Origin of the sequence: Streptomyces sp. NPDC088766 (assembly GCF_044750845.1) — a bacterium.
Taxonomy (GTDB): domain Bacteria; phylum Actinomycetota; class Actinomycetes; order Streptomycetales; family Streptomycetaceae; genus Streptomyces.
In genome coordinates this window covers 406,242-422,157 of sequence record NZ_JBIVKQ010000004.1, presented here as the reverse complement: position 1 = coordinate 422,157, position 15,916 = coordinate 406,242, and the positions used below count along the sequence as shown (strand labels likewise).

Annotated in this window: 12 protein-coding genes and 1 pseudogene; 6 read left to right on the top strand and 7 right to left on the bottom strand. The window is 73.0% G+C overall.

Features of this window, described 5'->3' with window-relative positions; genetic code table 11:
* The first annotated feature begins 16 nt into the window (after positions 1-16).
* Both ACIP5W_RS09030 and ACIP5W_RS09025 read left to right on the top strand, forming a co-directional pair.
* Entirely contained in the window at positions 17-1,282 is a 1,266-nt protein-coding gene (locus ACIP5W_RS09030; protein ID WP_401469028.1) for an SAV2148 family HEPN domain-containing protein, read from the top strand.
* A 164-nt stretch (positions 1,283-1,446) separates the two neighbouring features.
* Entirely contained in the window at positions 1,447-2,178 is a 732-nt protein-coding gene (locus ACIP5W_RS09025; RefSeq protein WP_401468928.1) for a 3'-5' exonuclease, read from the top strand.
* 89 nt (positions 2,179-2,267) lie between these two features.
* On the opposite strand, the gene ACIP5W_RS09020 is transcribed toward ACIP5W_RS09025, so the two are convergent.
* On the bottom strand, positions 2,268-3,932 hold the full coding sequence (locus ACIP5W_RS09020) for a LuxR C-terminal-related transcriptional regulator (RefSeq protein WP_401468925.1): 1,665 nt from the start codon (positions 3,930-3,932) through the stop codon (positions 2,268-2,270).
* A gap of 459 nt (positions 3,933-4,391) precedes the next feature.
* Between ACIP5W_RS09020 and ACIP5W_RS09015 the strand changes: the two genes are divergently transcribed.
* Positions 4,392-5,330 carry an alpha/beta hydrolase family protein gene (locus tag ACIP5W_RS09015; protein WP_401468922.1) on the top strand — a complete coding sequence of 313 codons (939 nt, stop codon included), beginning with the start codon at positions 4,392-4,394 and terminating at the stop codon, positions 5,328-5,330.
* Positions 5,331-5,417: 87 nt separating this feature from the next.
* Here ACIP5W_RS09015 and ACIP5W_RS09010 read toward each other — a convergent pair whose 3' ends face one another.
* Positions 5,418-6,272 carry a phosphotransferase enzyme family protein gene (locus ACIP5W_RS09010; protein ID WP_401468919.1) on the bottom strand — a complete coding sequence of 285 codons (855 nt, stop codon included), beginning with the start codon at positions 6,270-6,272 and terminating at the stop codon, positions 5,418-5,420.
* Positions 6,273-6,734: 462 nt separating this feature from the next.
* On the opposite strand from ACIP5W_RS09010, the pseudogene mgt reads away from it, so the two are divergent.
* A pseudogene (gene mgt, locus ACIP5W_RS09005) lies at positions 6,735-7,974 on the top strand (macrolide-inactivating glycosyltransferase).
* 177 nt (positions 7,975-8,151) lie between these two features.
* Here the strand turns inward: mgt and ACIP5W_RS09000 are convergent.
* Entirely contained in the window at positions 8,152-10,404 is a 2,253-nt protein-coding gene (locus ACIP5W_RS09000; RefSeq protein ID WP_401468916.1) for an MMPL family transporter, read from the bottom strand.
* A 448-nt stretch (positions 10,405-10,852) separates the two neighbouring features.
* On the opposite strand from ACIP5W_RS09000, the gene ACIP5W_RS08995 reads away from it, so the two are divergent.
* Both ACIP5W_RS08995 and ACIP5W_RS08990 read left to right on the top strand, forming a co-directional pair.
* Positions 10,853-11,401, top strand: coding sequence for a DUF1697 domain-containing protein (locus ACIP5W_RS08995; protein WP_401468913.1), 549 nt, complete (start codon positions 10,853-10,855; stop codon positions 11,399-11,401).
* Positions 11,402-11,622: 221 nt separating this feature from the next.
* A complete protein-coding gene (locus ACIP5W_RS08990; protein WP_401468910.1) occupies positions 11,623-12,249 on the top strand; it encodes a DsbA family protein in 627 nt (208 codons plus the stop codon).
* Between the two features lie 43 nt (positions 12,250-12,292).
* Here the strand turns inward: ACIP5W_RS08990 and ACIP5W_RS08985 are convergent, their stop codons facing one another.
* Genes ACIP5W_RS08985 through ACIP5W_RS08970 form a run of 4 tightly spaced genes read right to left on the bottom strand, consistent with a single transcriptional unit; the run spans position 12,293 to position 15,826 of the window.
* Positions 12,293-13,033, bottom strand: a complete 741-nt coding sequence (locus ACIP5W_RS08985; protein ID WP_401468907.1) for a sirohydrochlorin chelatase — start codon at positions 13,031-13,033, stop codon at positions 12,293-12,295.
* Positions 13,034-13,038: 5 nt separating this feature from the next.
* Positions 13,039-13,947: an ABC transporter permease gene (locus ACIP5W_RS08980; RefSeq protein ID WP_401468904.1), complete on the bottom strand. Its 909-nt coding sequence runs from the start codon at positions 13,945-13,947 to the stop codon at positions 13,039-13,041.
* Positions 13,934-14,722 (bottom strand): ABC transporter ATP-binding protein, encoded by a 789-nt coding sequence (locus tag ACIP5W_RS08975; RefSeq protein WP_401468901.1) that lies wholly within the window; start codon positions 14,720-14,722, stop codon positions 13,934-13,936. The genes ACIP5W_RS08980 and ACIP5W_RS08975 overlap by 14 nt, the downstream gene beginning before the upstream one ends.
* Positions 14,723-14,758: 36 nt before the next feature.
* Positions 14,759-15,826 (bottom strand): aliphatic sulfonate ABC transporter substrate-binding protein, encoded by a 1,068-nt coding sequence (locus ACIP5W_RS08970; RefSeq protein WP_401469025.1) that lies wholly within the window; start codon positions 15,824-15,826, stop codon positions 14,759-14,761.
* Between the last annotated feature and the right edge of the window lie 90 nt (positions 15,827-15,916).

Sequence of the window (15,916 nt, the reverse complement as noted above, 5' to 3'; positions counted from 1 at the left end):
GATCGTTGGGACGGGGATGCTCGGGGGAGCGGAAGGCGGTGCGCGGGTGGGCTCGGGAGGGCTGGAGCTGCCCCCTGGTGACGACGGTCACGAGGGGGGCTCCACAGACGTCCCGCCCGGCACGGTGTCCCTGGCCCGGCCGATGGAGGGCGCCATCGGGCCGGAGCTGGACTGGGACGCCGGGGCCTGGCGAGAGGTGCGCACCCGCGCCCAGCGGGCCGGCCGGGCCTACATCTGGCTGAACCTCGTCGAACAGCGGCTGCGCGCCGTGGTGGCCGCCGTGCTGCGGCCCGTCTACGAACCCGTCCACGGCGACGAATGGGTGGTCGCCGCGGCCGGACCCGCCGGCCAGGAGTGGGTGCAGCGCGCCGTCGCCGTCCGCGAAGTCAGCCGTCGCAAGGGCTACTTGCTCGATCCGGCCGACGACAACGTGATCTCCTTCCTCACCCTGCCGCAGCTGCGCGAACTGATGGTGCAGCACTGGCCCTGCTTCGAGCCGTACTTCGACGACCGCCGGGACGTCGAACTCGCCCTGGACGAGCTGGAGGTGACCCGCAACGTCGTCTCCCGCAACCGGGCGCTGTCCGAGGCCGTCCTGAACCAGGCCGAGCGCGCCTCCGCCCGCCTGCTGGAGATGCTCGGCACCGGCGGCGACGTCCCCTCCGCGCGCCGGCTGCCCGTGGACGCCGTCGAGGACCTCGTCGGCGACCGGTACGCGGACGTGGTCGCCGTGCACACCGACCGGGTGCGGCTGCTGCGCCAGTTCCCCGCCGAGGACATCTTCGACGGGGCCCGCCGGCTCGACGCGATCGGCATCGGCCTCAACCTGCTCGTGCAGAACTTCTCCGGCCGGCGGCTCGTCCGGCTGGCCGAGGCGGGCGCCCGGGTGCGGCTGCTGTTCCTCAACCCGGCCTCCAGCGCGGTGAAGCGCCGCGAGCGCGAACTCGGCATGAAGCGGGGCGAACTGAGCCGGTCCGTGGAGATGAACATCCTGCACATGCGCCGGGTCCGCTCCCGGCTGCGCGACCCCGGAGCCTTCCAGATCCAGGTCTACGACGAGACGCCCCGCTTCACCGCCTACCTGGTCGACGGCGACGGCACCGACGGGATCGCGGTCGTGCAGTCCTACCTGCGGCGCATGCGCGGTATGGAGGCGCCGGTGCTGGTGCTGCGCAACGGCAGCCGGGTGGTCAAGTCCGACGAAGTCGACGAAGGTGGACTTTTCGCCGCCTACCGCGAGGAGTTCGAGCTGGCCTGGACGGACTCACGGCCGGTGTCCTGACCGTTCGCCGGTGATCCGAGTCGGTTGTCCGGATCGCCCGCGGGCGGTCTGCGGCAGTTGTCCGGAACGTCCCGGAGGTAAGCGGAACGCGCTCCTCTGATTGTCAGTGGCGCATGCGAAGGTGGAGACCACTGGGGGAAGCACCACCAAGAAGGGGGGCCACCATGGCCTGGCACCGCGAGCTGCTCATCGGCTTCGACCTGGAGACGACCGGGACCGACCCGCGCGAGGCGCGCATCGTCACGGGCGCCGTGATCGAGGTCAGGGACGGGCAGGTCCTCGGGAGCCGGGAATGGCTGGCCGACCCGGGCGTGGAGATCCCGGCGGAGGCGGTGGCGGTCCACGGCATCAGCAACGAACGGGCCAACTCCGAGGGCCGTCCGGCCGACGAGGTCGCGGACGCCATCGCCGGCGTCCTCACCTCCCACTGGCGCACCGGCGTCCCCGTCGTCGCCTACAACGCGGCCTTCGACCTGACCCTGCTCTCCGCCGAACTGCGCAGACACGGCCTGCCCTCCCTGCGTGACCGCCTCGGCGGCCTCGACCCCGCCCCGGTCGTCGACCCGTACACCATCGACCGCTGGGCCGACCGCTACCGCCGCGGCAAGCGCAACCTCGAAGCGGTCTGCGCCGAGTACGGCGTCACCCTCGACGCGGCGCACGACGCCCGCGCCGACGCCCTCGCCGCCGCCCGCCTGGCCCGCGCGATAGCCGAGCGCCACCCCAAGGTCGCCTCCCTCGGCCCGGCGGAGCTGCACCGCCGCCAGATCGAGTGGTACGCGGCCTGGGCGGCGGACTTCCAGGACTTCCTGCGCCGCAAGGGCGAAGCGGATGCGGTCGTGGACGGGACGTGGCCGCTGCGGGAGCCGGCGGACCAGAGGACCCGACGGGCCTGAGGATCCCGAGCCCGACGGACCTGTGTCCGACGGCCGGCGAGGGCCGGTGCGTCCTCGGCGGGAGACCACGTCCGCCGAGCGGCCGCGGCTCATGCGTCCCCGCTCCTGCTGTCGCCGCTCCGTTGCGTTCGGCCGCCGTTCATCAGCAGTGCCAGCTCGACCCGCGAGCGCACGCCCAGCTGGCTGAAGACGTTGCGCAAATGGTGGTCCACGGTGCGAGGGCTGAGCGACAGTCGCGCGGCCACCTCGCGGTTGGTGGCCCCCGCCGCCACCAGCCCCGCCACGCGCAGTTGTTGCGGAGTCAGCTGGTGCGGAGTCAGCCGCCCAGGATCGCTGACGGCGTCGCCGGCCGCGCTGTCCCCGGCGGCCCGCAACTCGGACCGGGTCCGCTTCTCCCACAGCAGGGCGCCGCAGCGTTCGAAGCCGACCAGGGCGGCCCGCAACCGCTGCCGGGCCTCCAGGGGCCTGCGCCGGCGGCGCAGCCACATGCCGTAGGACAGGAGCGTGCGGGCGTGCTCGAACTGGCCGTCGGCCGCCTCGTGCTCCGCCAGAGCCCGCTGGTACAGCGCGTCGCAGTCCTCTTCCCGTGCCGTCAGGGCCCGGCAGCGGCTCAGTTGGGCCGGAGCCTGCGGATCGGCGCCCAGGGCGGCCCACCCGGCGTACAGGTCGACCATGTCGGTGACGTCCTCGTCCAGCCCGGCCAGGACCGTCGCCTCGACGAGGCACGGCACCGCCAGCATCCACACGCCGAAGTGCCCGCGCCGGGGACCCGGCCGGAGCAGCGGCGCGAGACGGGTCGCGGCCTGTTCGGCCCGGCCGCGGCCCAGGTCGGCGCGGGCGCGCGCCCACTCCGCCAGGGTGCTCACCTGGATCAGCCCGTGCGGCCGGGCGACCGACAGGGCGGCGTCGGCGTGGTGTTCCGTGGCGGAGGCGGTGCCCACCAGGGAGAAGACCAGTGCCAGCAGGGCGTGGTGCTGCGCGGCGATGTTGCGCTGACCGAGCCGTCGGGCGGCGCGCAGCCCCTCCTCGGCGTGGGCACGGGCCTGCTGGTGGCAGCCGGCGCGCAGTTCGGCGTAGGCCAGGAACTCCAGGATGCGGGCGGTCGGCCCGTACACGCCCCGGGCGCCGGCGGCCGCCAGGGCTCGCCCGAGCAGGCGCCGCGCGGCGGTGATGTCGCCCAGCACCAGGGCCGCGCGGCCCGCGCGCAGCAGCTCCTCCGGCTGCTGGGTGTGCGTCGCGGCGGCGAGCAGCGGTTCCAGCTCCTGCGCCGCCCGGGCGAAGTCGCCCAGTACGACGTGGCGCATGCCCGCGCGGAAGACGCTCCACGAGGCCGGCACGGTGCCCGGGGCCTCGGCGCGTCCGGGCGGCGGCGTCGCGTCCGCGGGGCGTCCGGCGGGGCGTTGCACCGTCTGGAGGTAAGCCGTGAAGTCGCCTGCGGCCCAGGCGGCTTCCGCCGCCGCGGCGAGGGCCTGCTGGGCGCCCTCGGTGTCGTGCGACCCCGACGACTCGGCCGCGAGCAGCAGGCTCTGGTGGGCATCGGCCACGGGGCCGTCGTCCAACAGGAGCAGGCCGCGCAGCAGTTCGGTCCGGGCGCGCAGCGGTGCGTCGTCACCGGCCGTGCTGTGGGCGGCCGCGAGAAGGGCGAGGGCCCGGCGGGTCCGCCCACCGCGCCGGGCGCGGTCAGCAGCGCTCAACAACTGCGAGGTCCGGTCACCGACCGTGCCGGCTGTTTGGTCGTACACGTTCAACGCCACTTTCTGCCCTGCTTCTCCGGAGGTGACGGACGGTTTGAAGACATCCTGGCGAGAATCGGGTGGTCTTACCGCACAGAAGTACGCAGCCCGGGCGGCCGCTTCTCAAACAAGCGAGGGAAGGCGGCCGGGGTGCCGCGGCCGAGAGCCTGCCGAGTGCGAGCTGTGAGACCGGTGGTTCCACCGATGCACCGGAGGCGTCCCGGCTCCTACGCTGAGCGCGGCCGGTCGCCCCGGGGCGGCCCGGGGAGACCGGCCGCACGGTGTCCGTCCGGGAGCGCCCCACACTCCTGCCGCCGCATACGGCCCGGACGCCGGCACGATCCACGGACCACCGTCCTCCTCGACCTCCGGACGACACGGCTCACGGCCGACGACACGTGTCGACAGCCGTTGGGCGCCCGGCTTCCGGGCCCGCCCGCACCCGCCGTCAGGGGGAGACGAGGTGAGAGGAAACCGCTCATGCAGGCAACTTCGCAGTCGTCCACGCCCACCCCGGAGAACGGCCCCGTGCGGCACCGCCGCCGGTCCCGCGGCCCGCTCCTGGGCGTCCTCGCGTCCGCGGCGGCGCTGGCCGGTCTGGCGACCACGCTCTCCGGCGGGGCGAACGCCGCCCAGAACCCCCACGAGCGGGGCCCGGCCCCCACCGAGGCCAGCGTGACGGCCCCGCTCGGCCCGTTCGCCGTCTCCCGGACCACGGTCTCCCGCTCCAGCGTGTCCGGGTTCGGCGGGGGCACGATCTACTTCCCGACCAGCACCGAACAAGGCACGTTCGGCGCCGTGGCGATCGCCCCGGGATTCACCGCGCGCCAGTCCTCGATCGCCTGGCTGGGGCCGCGGCTCGCCTCCCAGGGCTTCGTGGTGTTCACCATCGACACCAACACCACCTCCGACCGGCCGGCCTCCCGCGGCGACCAGTTGCTGGCCGCGCTCGACTTCCTAACGAAGACCAGCAGCGTCCGCAGCCGGGTGGACAGCACGCGGCTCGGGGTCATGGGCCACTCGATGGGCGGCGGCGGCGCGCTGGAGGCGGCCAAGGACCGGCCCTCGCTGCGGGCAGCCATTCCGCTCACCGCGTGGAACCTGGACAAGAGCTGGCCGGAGGTCCGGACGCCCACCCTTCTCGTCGGAGCGGACGGCGACACCATCGCCCCGGTCCGCTCGCACTCCGAGCCGTTCTTCCAGAGCCTGCCGTCCTCGCTGGACCGGGCGTACCTGGAGCTGAACAACGCCAACCACTTCACGCCGAACAGGCCGAACACGACGATCGCGAAGAACAGCATCAGCTGGTTGAAGCGGTTCATCGACAACGACACCCGCTACGAGCAGTTCCTGTGCCCGCCGCCGCAGCCGAGCCCTTCGATCGCGGAGTACCGGGGCGAGTGCCCCCACACCGGGTGACCCCGGTCGCCGCTCGCCGGCCGGCTCCACCGGGGACGGGCCGACGAGCGGCGCCCCGTGCCGGGCCGGCCGGCCCGGCGGGACCGCTCAGAACGGATGCCACCGGACCGACTCGTCCCCGTCGCGCAGTGACGCCACCCGGCGCCCGAACTCGGCCAGTGCCTTGGGGTTGGCCGGCGCGTGCTGGGCCACCCAGGCGCAGCTCGCCGTCTCGCGGGCGCCCCGCAGCACCGCGCAGCCCTCCCACTCCCGCACGTCCCAGCCGTAGGCGGCGGTGAAGGAGTCGTAGGCCTCGGCGGGCAGGCCGTAGCGGTCGCGGGAGAGAGCCAGGACGACCAGGTCGTGCTCGCGCAGGTCGGCGGAGAAGGTCTCCAGGTCGACCAGGACCGGCCCGTCCGGGCCGATGTGCACGTTGCGGGGGAGCGCGTCGCCGTGGATCGGGCCGGGCGGCAGATGTGGTGCGAGCGCGGCGGCGGCCGTCGCGAAGCCGTCCCGCCGCTCGCGCAGGTACGCCGCGTCCGCCGGGTCGACCGCGTCGCCCGCCAGCCGCAGCCAGCGCTCCACACCGGCCAGCAGATCGCGCGGCGGCAGCGTGAAGGAGGGGGAGGGCAGGGCGTGCACGAGACGCAGGAGTCCGGCCAGGTCCCGGGGCTCGGCGGGCCGCAGCGGGTCCGGCAGCCGGTGCCACACCGTCACCGGGTGTCCCTCGACCAGCAGGGGCTTCGCCTCGGCCGCCCGCACCGCCGGGACGCCCGCACCGGCCAGCCAGGCCGCGACGTCCAGCTCGCGCCGGGCCCGCTCCAGCAGTTCGGCGTCCCGGCCGACCTTCACCACCAGGTCACCGGCGGCGAACACCGCGTTCTCACCCAGGGCGAGCAGCCGCGCCTCGCCGGCCGGCAGCCCCGCCGCGGCCAGTACGTCCCTCGCGCGTGCCTCGTCCATCGTCCGCCTCCCTGTCGTGACCGTCTGCTCCTGCCGGGACGGCGTCGGGAACCGGCCGTCCGACGCCCAGTCTCGCATTCGCACAGGTCGGGCCGTGTGCGCTGTGCCTCGACGGCGCACCGCCGCCCCGCGGCCGGGGCGGGGCCGCCCCACGCACACGGTCCGCCTGGCCCCGGGCGGCCGGATGCCGCCCACCGGTACGACGGCGCTCGCCGCCCCGGCGCCGCACACCACCGGGCACGACCGGGCACGACCGGCCACCGGCACCGCCGCCCACCTGCGCCCCGCCCCCGCCCACGCGCAGTCGGTGCACTGCTGCCCGGAGTGGAAGGACCAGGCGGCCACCCTGGCCTGCCAGGAGCACCGCAGCGGCACGATCGGCCTGGACGGGCCGTGCCACCGGCCCGAGGACGACGGGAACCCGGTGCCGGCCCACCACCGGCGCCGACGGCACCGGCCGTTATTGCATTGCACGAGACGTCTCGTCTCGCCTATCGTCGATCACATGACCGCACCCGCGCACATCGCCATGTTCTCCATCGCCGCCCACGGCCATGTGAACCCCAGCCTGGAGGTGATCCGCGAACTCGTCGCCCGCGGGCACCGGGTCACCTACGCCATCCCGCCGGCCCTCGCCGACAAGGTCGCCGCGACCGGCGCCGAGGTGAGGTCCTGGCACTCCACCCTGCCCTCGCCCGACGCCGACCCCTCGGCCTGGGGCTCCACCCTCCTCGACAACGTGGAGCCCTTCCTCGCCGACGCCGTCCAGGCGCTGCCCCAGCTGATCGAGGCCTACGAGGGCGACGAGCCCGACCTCGTCCTGCACGACATCGCCTCCTACCCGGCCCGCGTCCTCGCCCACCGCTGGGGCGTGCCCGCGGTCTCCCTCTCCCCGGCCCTCGTCGCCTGGGAGGGGTACGAGCAGGAGGTCGCCGAACCGATGTGGGCCGAGCCCAGGAGGACCGCACGCGGCCGGGCCTACTACGCCCGCTTCCACGCCTGGCTGGAGGAGAACGGCATCACCGCCCACCCCGACGACTTCGCCGGCCGGCCCGCCCGCTCCCTGGTGCTCATCCCGAAGGCGCTCCAGCCGAACGCCGACCGGGTCGACGAGAGCGTGTACACCTTCGTCGGCGCCTGCCAGGGCGACCGCACCGCGGAGGGCGACTGGACCCGGCCGGCCGGCGCCGAGAAGGTCGTGCTCGTCTCCCTGGGCTCCGCCTTCACCAAGCAGCCGGACTTCTACCGCGCCTGCGTCCGGGCCTTCGCCGGCCTGCCCGGCTGGCACCTCGTGCTCCAGATCGGCAGGCACGTCGACCCCGCCGAGCTGGGCGATGTCCCCGCGAACGTCGAAGTACGTTCCTGGGTACCGCAGTTGGCCGTGCTGCGGCAGGCCGACCTGTTCGTCACCCACGCCGGTGCCGGGGGCAGCCAGGAGGGAATGGCGACGGCGACGCCGATGATCGCCGTACCGCAGGCCGCTGACCAGTTCGGCAACGCGGACGTGCTCCAGGCGCTCGGGGTCGCCCGCCACGTCCCCGCCGAGGAGGCCACCGCCGGGACACTGCGCGCCGCCGCCCTGGCCCTGGTCGACGATCCCGAGGTGGCCCGGCGCCTGAAGGCGATCCGGGCCGACATGGCCGAGGAGGGCGGCACCCACCGGGCGGCCGACCTCATCGAGGCCGAACTGCGCGCCCGGTAGCCGTCCCCGGCAGGCAGCCACCTCCGGTCGGACATGGGTGAGGGCCCGTTGACTCCCCGGTGGTCAACGGGCCCTCCGATCCCTCCGATCCCTCGGATCCCTCGGATCTCCCGGATCTCCCGGATCCCCCGGACTCGGCGGATCCAGGGATCCGGCGGTGCGGGTCGGGTCAGCGGGTCACACCCGCACCGGCTCGCCCTCGTCGTCCCTCGCCGTCGGCTCGAAGGCCTCGGCCGACTCGTCGTGCGTCAGGTCGGGCAGCCGGTGCAGCCACGTCGGCAGGTACCAGTTGCGCTCGCCGAGCAGCGCCATCACCGCCGGGAGCAGCACGCCCCGGATGACCGTCGCGTCGATCAGGACCGCGGCGGCCAGGCCGACGCCCATCTGCTTCATGGACTGCATGGACAGCGTGCCGAAGATCGCGAAGACGGCGACCATGATGACGGCGGCGCTGGTCACGACCCCGGCCGTGGTGACGACACCGTGGGTGATGGCGTCCCGCGTGGTCCGGCCGCGCAGCCGCGCCTCGCGGATCCGGGAGACCACGAACACGTGGTAGTCCATCGACAGGCCGAACAGGATCACGAAGAGGAACAGCGGCAGCCAGGTGATGATGGCGCCGACACCCTCCGCGCCCACCAGGGACGCGCCCCAGCCGTGCTGGAAGACCCCCACGAGGATGCCGTAGGCGGCTCCCACGGACAGCAGGTTGAGCACGATCGAGGTGATCGCGATCGTCAGCGAGCGGAACGAGAGCAGCATCAGCGCGAAGGCGAAGACGACGACGAACGCGAACACCGGGACGACGGCTCCGGCCAGTTGGTCGTTGAAGTCCTTGGAACCGGCCACCTGCCCGGTGATCGGCGCCTCGACACCGTCCACCTTCCCGAGCGTCGCGGGACGTACGTCGTCGCGCAGCTTGTCCAGGCTCGCGCCCGCCTTGTCCAGGTCGGAACCGCCGACCAGCGGGACGTACACGAAGGCGATGTTCTGCGCGTCGTGCAGCTTGATCTCGACGGGGCCGCGGGAGGCGCCCGAACTGATCGCCCGCTCGCGGAAGTCGGCGAGCGCGGACTTCACCTCGGGGGCGTTGATGTCCTTCGCGTGGACGACCACCTCGGCCGGGTCGGAGCCGCCGGGGAAGGCCTCGTTGACCCGGTTGTAGGTCTGCACGATGGGCAGCGAGTCACCGAACTCCTGGTCCAGGGTGAGGTTCTGGGTCTTCATGCCGAGCGCGGGGGCCGCGATGGCCAGCAGCGCGCCGGCCGCGACGAGCACGGAGACCAGGGGCCTGGCGAGGACGCCCTTGAGGACGGCCGACCAGAACCGGCTCTCGCCACCGCCCTTGCGGTTGCGGGCACGGCGCCGCAGGAAGGGGATGCGGCCCTTCTCGACCCGCTCGCCCAGCAGCGACAGGAGCGCGGGCAGCACGGTCACGGAGCCGACCATGGCCACCGCCACCACCATCAGCGAGGCCAGACCCATCGCCTCGAACTCGGCGAGCCCGGTGAACAGCATGCCCGCCATCGCCACGCACACGGTGACGCCGGAGACGATGATCGCCCGGCCACTGGTCGCGGCGGCTATCCGCAGCGCGGTCTGCCCGTCCCGGCCCGCCTCGCGCTCCTCGCGCTCGCGGCGCAGGTAGAACAGGCAGTAGTCGACGCCGACGGCCAGGCCGACCAGCAGCATCACGGAGTTGGCGGTGTCGCTCATCGGCATGACGTGGCTGACGACGCCCATCAGGCCCATCGTCGCCATGATCGCGGTGACCGCGAGCAGCACCGGGAGCAGGGCGGCCACCAGGGCGCCGAACGCGATGAGCAGAATGCCGAGGGCCACCGGCACCGCGGAGTACTCGGCCTTCTGGAAGTCGTCGCCGAACGCGTCGTCGAACGTCTTCATCATGCTGGCGCCGCCGATCTCCTCGATCCGCAGCGCCTTGTGGTCCTTCTGCACGCCCTCGACGGCCTTCAGGACCGGCTCGATCCGCTCGCCGGCGGTGTCGGAGTCGCCGCGCACGTCGAACTGCACCAGGGCGCTGCGGCCGTCCTTCGAGATCGTCCGCGAGTCGTACGGCGAGGTGACCTCGGTGACCTCGCCGGTGCCCTCCACGGCCGCCACGACCGCCTCGACGGCCTCGCGGAACGCGGCGTCGGTGGCCTTCAGCTCCGTGTCCTTGGCCTGGACGAGGACCGTCTCGCTCGCGGGCTCCTCGATCCCGGCGTCCTCGATGATCCTGGCCGCGGTGTGCGTCTCGCCCTTGAGCTGGTCGCTGTCCTTGACGTCGACCCGGCCGGCCGCCGAACCCAGCGCCATGGCCAGGAACACGAACAGCACCCAGATCCCGACGGCCGTCCAGCGGTGCCGGGCACTCCAGCCGCCGGCCCGCGCGGCGATGCCCCGCACCCGTGAATCTCCGTTCCGCATGACGGGCTTTCTCCCTCGAGGTGCGGTGGCAGCCCCCTGCCGCCACCTCTCCCTTCGAAGGTAGGGGGCGTATAAAACCATCTCGTCGTGCTGTTCGACGAGGTGCGGGCCACCCGGCTCCTCCCCTCGGACCCCGCCGTCTCACCGCTGGGGAGGACACTGACCCCCTACATCTATCGCCGGGCCTCGGGGACGACGATCAGGGTCACGCCCCGTTGTCCGGTCCGCCGGGTCGGTCCCCGTACGGGACTGCGCAGGGGATTGCGCAACCTTGTTGAACAAGTCACCAACGTGCGAAGCGGTTGATCCGACCCCGCCGATCGACGAGAGTTTCGCCCAGCCCCGATCCGCGGACCGGACCACCGCGGCCCGTTGCCCCGCCGGGACCGGGCCACCGCGGCCGTCGTGCCCACCCCCACGGGGCACGACGGCCGCCTAGTCTGTCCGGATGACGACGACATACGCCGCCCTGTTGCGCGGCATCAACGTGGGCGGCAGCAGGAAGGTCCCGATGGCGGCCCTGCGGACGTTGATGGAGGGCCTCGGCCACGGCGGCGTCCGTACGTACCTCCAGAGCGGCCAGGCCGTCTTCGCCACCGGCCACGGCGACGAGGACGGTCTCGCGCGGGAGCTGACGCGGGCGATCGAGAAGCAGTTCGGCTTCGCCGTCGACGTGATCGTGCGCGACCACGCGTACCTGAGGGCGATCGCCGACGGCTGTCCCTTCCCGGCCGCCGACCTGGAGGCCAGACAGCTCCACGTCACGTACTTCTCCGCCGCCGTCGACGCCGACCGCTTCGCGGGGATCGACACGGCCGCGTTCCTGCCGGAGGAGTTCCGGCTCGGCGACCGCGCCCTGTACCTGTACGCCCCCGAGGGCCTCGGCCGCTCCCGGCTCGCCGAGCAGCTCTCCCGGCCCCGCACGACCAAGGGGCTGATCGCGACCACCCGCAACTGGAACACCGTGGTCAAGCTGGTCGAGATGACCCGGCCCTGAGCCCTGCCGCGTCCGTTCGGGGGGAACCCCGCGCCCCGTCTCCCTCCACCCCCGCTCCGACGGCCTCGCCGGTCCGGTGCCCGTGCCGGACGACGCGCCGCCCTTCGAACGGGCACCGGCGGCGAGCGGACGGAACCCGCGGCAGGGCACCCGGGTGGACCACTGAAGATGCTCCCGATCGGGCCACGGCGAGGACCCGATGGCGGACTACTGTCGCCGGCATGACCCACACGCCCGCCCCCGCCCGCCCCCGCGTCGACTTCTGGTTCGACCCCGCCTGCCCGTTCGCCTGGATCACCTCCCGCTGGCTGCTGGAGGTCGAACGGCAGCGCCCGCTCGACCTCCGGTTCCGGGTCATGAGCCTGTACCTGCACAACGAGGGCAACGAACTGCCCGACTGGTACCGCGCGTTGGTCGACAGCTCGATCGGCCCGGTCCGGGTCGCCGTCGCGGCGGCCCGGCAGCACGGCGACGCGATCCTGCGGGACCTCCACACCGCTCTCGGCACCCGCATCCACGTGCACGGGGTCAAGGACTTCGACGCCGTGATCGCCGACGCCCTCGCCGAACTGGGCCTGCCCGCCGGCCTGTCCGGGGCGGCCCACGACCCGTCGTACGACGACGACGTCCGCCGCGCCCACGCGGCGGGGGCCGAGCCGGACTCCGGCGGCTACGTCGGCACACCGACGATCCACGTGGACGGGACGGTGTGGTTCGGGCCCGTGCTGCGAGCCGTCCCGCGCGGGGAGCGGGCGGCCGAACTCTTCGACGCCTTCCGCGTGCTGGCGGCCGAACCCGACTTCTTCGAGCTGAAGCGGACCCGGGTGGGCGGCCTGTCCTTCGCGTGACCGTCCCGACCGCCCGGCCCGCCCCCGCCCGCGGACGGGACCCTCAGGCCCCGACCGCCGCCGGCATCGGGGTGCGGGCCGCGTCGTACCGTTCCAGCAGGACGCGGGCCACCTCGGGCGACGGGCCCAGGACTTCGGCGAGGACGTCCGCCCGCGCCGCGCCCCGGGCGATGCGGTCGGGGAGGAAGCCGGGGGCCAGGACGTACGGGGCGACCGCCACCGTGGAGCAGCCCAGCTCGCGCAGTTCGCGCACCGCGTCCTCGGTGCGCGGCAGTGATGCGGAGGCGAACGCGGGTCGCACGGCGCACCAACCGGTGTGCCACCACTCCCGCGCGATGTCTGCGATCACCGCGATCGCCTCCGGGTCCGTGGACCCCGCCGAGGCCAGCACGACCCCGGTCGAGGACTTGTCGGCGGGCGTCAGCCCCGCCTCGTACAACCGCCGCTCCAGAGCGGAGAGCAGCAGCGGGGAGGGGCCGAGCACCTCCGCCTGGTGGATCCGCAGCCGGCGCGGAGCGTCCCGCAGGACGGCCGGGATGTCCGCCTTGGCGTGGAACGCGCGCGTCAGCAGCAGCGGGAGCGCCACCACGTCGCGCACGCCCTCCGCCGCCAACGACTCCAGCACCCCTTGCACCGAAGGGACGTTGAAGTCCAGGAAACCGGTCTCCACCCGCAGCCCGGGCCGCAGCGACCGCACCCGCCGCACGAGGGCGTGGACGGTCGCCGCGTGCCGCGGATCGCGGCTGCCGTGGGCGATGACGAGGAGGACCGGTTGTCGGCGCATGTGGGTCAGCCCTTCACCAGCAGTCCGCGCCCGCGCAGCACCCGTCGCTCCAGCGGGCTGAAGATCAGCAGGTCGATGGCGATGCCGACGAACAGGATCAGGATGATCGCCTCGAACACCATCGCCATGGAGCTGGCGTTGCGGCCGTTCTCCAGCAGCGCGCCCAGGCCGATGCCCAGGTCGGGGGAGGAGGCGATGATCTCCGCCGCCATCAGCGACCGCCAGGAGAAGGCCCAGCCCTGCTTCAGGCCGCCCAGGTAACCGGGCAGTGAGGCCGGCAGCACGATGTGCCAGGCGCCCTTCAGCCCCGTCGCGCCCATCGTGCGGCCCGCCCGCAGGAACAGCGGCGGCACCTGGTCGATGCCGGAGACCAGGCCGTTGGCGATGGAGGGGACCGCGCCGAGCAGGATCACCGCGTACATCATCGAGTTGTTCAGGCCCAGCCAGATCACTGCGGGCGGCACCCACGCCACCGACGGCAGGGACTGCAGACCGGACAGGATCGGGCCGATCGCGGCGCGCACGAACTTCACCCGGGCCACCAGCAGACCCAGCGGGGTGCCGATGGCGAGCGCCAGCAGGAAGCCCAGCAGACCGCGCGAGACGCTGGTCCAGATGTACTCGAGGAGTTTGCCCTCCAGCCACGCGTCCTGGAACTCGGCGCCCACGTCGGACGGGGACGGCAGCTTCGCCGGGTCGTCGACGATCCGGAAGGTGATCAGCGCCTGCCAGACCGCCAGGACCACCGCGATCGCGACGATCGGCGGCAGGATCTTGTTGACGAAGGTCTGCCGGAAGGACGTACCGGCGGCTGTCGAGGTCTCGAGGGCGTCGAGGCCCGCCTCCACCCCCGCGATGCCGTTGTCGCGGTCCGGGGCATTCGCCGTCGGGTCGCTGGTCTCAGTGCTGGCCATGACGGCGGATCTCCCCACGCAGGACTTCGGTGATCTCCAGGGACAGCTCGGCGACGGGAGCGTCCTCGATGCGGCGCGGCTGCGGAATGCCGACCGTCCACTCGCGCGCCACCCGGCCCGGCCGGGAGGACAGGAGCACGACGCGCTGCGCGAGCCGCACCGCCTCCCGCACGTTGTGCGTGACGAACAGCACCGAGAGGCCCGTCTCCGCCCAGATCCGGGTGAGTTCGTCGTGCAGTACGTCCCGCGTGATCGCGTCGAGCGCCGCGAACGGCTCGTCCATCAGCAGCAGCCGCGCGTCCTGGGCGAGGGCCCGCGCCAGCGCCACCCGCTGGCGCATACCGCCGGACAGCTCGTGCACCCGCTTGCCGTACGAACCCTTCAGCCGGACCAGTTCGAGCAGTTCCTCGGCGCGGTCACGCCGGTCGTTCTTGGGAACTCCCCCCAGTTTCAGGGCGAGTTCGATGTTCTTGCCCGCGGTGAGCCACGGGAACAGGGCGTGCTCCTGGAACATCAGAGCCGGCCGCCCGGCGGTGCTGATCTCGCCGGCGGTCGGGGCGTCGAGCCCCGCCACCAGGTTCAGCAGCGTCGACTTGCCGCAGCCCGAGGCCCCCAGCAGGGTGACGAACTCGCCCGGCGCGACATCGAGGGTGATGTCGTCCAGGACGAGCTGCGGCCCGGCGGGCCCGGCGAAGGACTTGGAGACATGCTCGATGCGGGCGGCGTGGTCCACCGACCCGGTGCCGTCGGCGGCCTTGGCGAGGATGGTTGCCATGGTCGTCACCTCCTGGGAACTCTCGTGGTTGCGTGGTCAGCCGACGCCGAGACCGGCGTCGTCGACGGTGGGCTCACCCGCGGCCTGAAGGACCTTGTTCAGGGGCGCGAGGTCGTAGATGCCGTCCAGCCGCGGGTCCTCCAGCAGGCCGGCCTCGACCGCGTGCCGGGCCTCGCTGTTCAGCGTGGCCGCCAGCGGGTCGTCGGTGAACCGGATGGACTTCCACGCCGGGTCCAGCACCTCTGCGGGCAGTGCCTTGCCGGAGTCCGCCTTCAGCTGCGCGTTCGCCGCCGCCTTCGCCTCGTCCGGGTTGGCGTCGATGTACTTGTTGACGTCGACCGACGCCTTCAGGACCGCCGCGACGGCCTTCGGGTGCTGCTCGAGGAACTTCTGCGACACGACGATGTTCGTGATCACGAACTTCTTGTCGGGCCACAGGTCGGACTCGTCCAGCAGCACCTCGGCGCCCTCGGCGACCAGCTTGGACGCGGTCGGCTCGGGCACCCAGGCGCCGTCGACGGAACCGGACTTGTAGGCGTCCGGGGTGACCTTGTTGTCGGTGCGGACGACGGAGACGTCGCCCTTGCCGCTCTGGGCGTCGACCTTCCAGCCCTGCTCGGCGATCCAGTTGAGGAACGCGACGTCCTGCGTGTTGCCGAGCTGCGGGGTGGCGATCTTCTTGCCCTTGACGTCGTCCAGGGATTTGATCTTCTTCGGGTCGACGACGAGCTTCACGCCGCCGGAGGCGGAACCGCCGATGATGCGCAGGTTCCTGCCGTCCGACTTGGTGTAGCCGTTGATCGCCGGGGAGGGGCCGATCCAGCCGATGTCGATGGAGCCGGCGTTGAGCGCCTCGATCTCGGACGGGCCGGCGTTGAAGACCTGGTACGACGCCTTGGTGGCGCCGAGAGCCTTCTGGAAGTAGCCCTTGTTCACGCCTACGAGGGCGGTCCCGTGGGTGAGGTTGCCGAAGTAACCGATCCTGACGGAGTCGAGACCGTCGATCTTCTCCGCACCTGCGGCGACCTTCTGCCCGGCCGGCTCGTCCTTGGCCTGGGAGCCGTAGCCGCAGGCGGCGAGGGTCACCAGGGGAAGCGCGGCCATGACGGCTAGGCCGCGGCGCAGCAGGCCACGGGGGCTGCCCCCGTCCGGACGAAGCCGGGAGAGGGGGAGGTTGGCAGGCACGGGAGGTCT